Origin of the sequence: Paenibacillus agricola, from assembly GCF_011440305.1 — a bacterium.
Taxonomy (GTDB): domain Bacteria; phylum Bacillota; class Bacilli; order Paenibacillales; family NBRC-103111; genus Paenibacillus_S; species Paenibacillus_S agricola.
Window position 1 is genome coordinate 1 of sequence record NZ_JAAOIW010000073.1, and the last position, 1,070, is coordinate 1,070.

1 protein-coding gene is annotated in these 1,070 nt (G+C 47.1%); it reads left to right on the forward strand.

All coding sequences use genetic code 11. The features are described 5' to 3' along the window. Positions 1 to 1,070, forward strand: a protein-coding gene (locus G9U52_RS39070) for an IS3 family transposase (RefSeq protein ID WP_166158877.1) whose coding sequence is annotated in 2 segments (ribosomal slippage) — positions 1 to 211 and positions 211 to 1,070 — 1,071 coding nt annotated over the 2 segments. Because the reading frame shifts where the segments join, the coding sequence is not laid out codon by codon here. This gene is flagged as partial in the annotation.

Below are 1,070 nucleotides of genomic sequence, written 5' to 3' on the forward strand. Positions count from 1 at the left end.
GTTCACTATATAAAGGAGAGTGGGAAATCAGTAGCTGAGGTCGGACGGGAATTAAAGATCAACGCCAACACCCTATATGGCTGGTTGAAAAAGTATGCTGGTGAGCCTGAAGTCGTTGCTGTGCAAGCGTTGAAGTCGGAAGATCAGCGGCTCAAGGAACTCCAGAAGCAGATTCGTGATCTCCAAGAGGAGAACGAGATATTAAAAAAGGCGATGCACTTCTTCGCAAAAGACCGTCGGTAAGATATACGTTCATCTATGAACACCGCTCCGAGTACCGACTGGAGAAGATGTGCCGCGTCATGAAAGTTTCTCGTAGCGGCAATTACAAGTGGCTAGGGCGCCCTGAGAGTAAACAAGAGCGCCAGCACAAGGAATGGACCGAACAGGTCAAGGAAGTGTATAACCAATCCAGGCAGATTTACGGAAGCCCTAAAGTGACACAACAATTGAAAAAGAATGGCGTATTCATTTCCGAGCGTACGGTCACTCGAATTATGAAAGCGAATGGGATCCGCTCAAAAACGGTGAGGAAATACAAAGCGACAACCAACTCCAAGCACTCCCTGCCCGTTCAGGAGAATGTGCTTAACCGTGAGTTTACGGCAAGCAAGCCTAATGAGAAATGGGTGACTGACATTACGTATGTCGCCACAGGTGAAGGTTGGCTCTATTTGGCGAGCGTTATGGATCTGTTTTCGCGTAAGATCGTAGGCTGGCACATGAGTGAACGAATGACAAAGGAACTGGTTCTACAGGCATTAAAACAAGCCTATGGGCGTCAGCATCCTGGCCAACGGTTGTTACACCACTCGGATCGCGGTAGCCAGTACGCCTCCTTGGATTACCAGAAGCAACTCCAGCTTTATGGCATGGTGGGCAGTATGAGCCGTAAGGGAAATTGTTATGACAACGCCTGTATCGAGTCCTTTCATAGTGTCCTGAAGAAAGAATGGATTTACCTCCGTAAATACGAAACGCGTGAAGAAGCCAAGAAGAGCATCTTTGAATACATTGAAGTGTTCTACAACAATCAACGTATCCATTCTTCGATTGGATATAACACACCT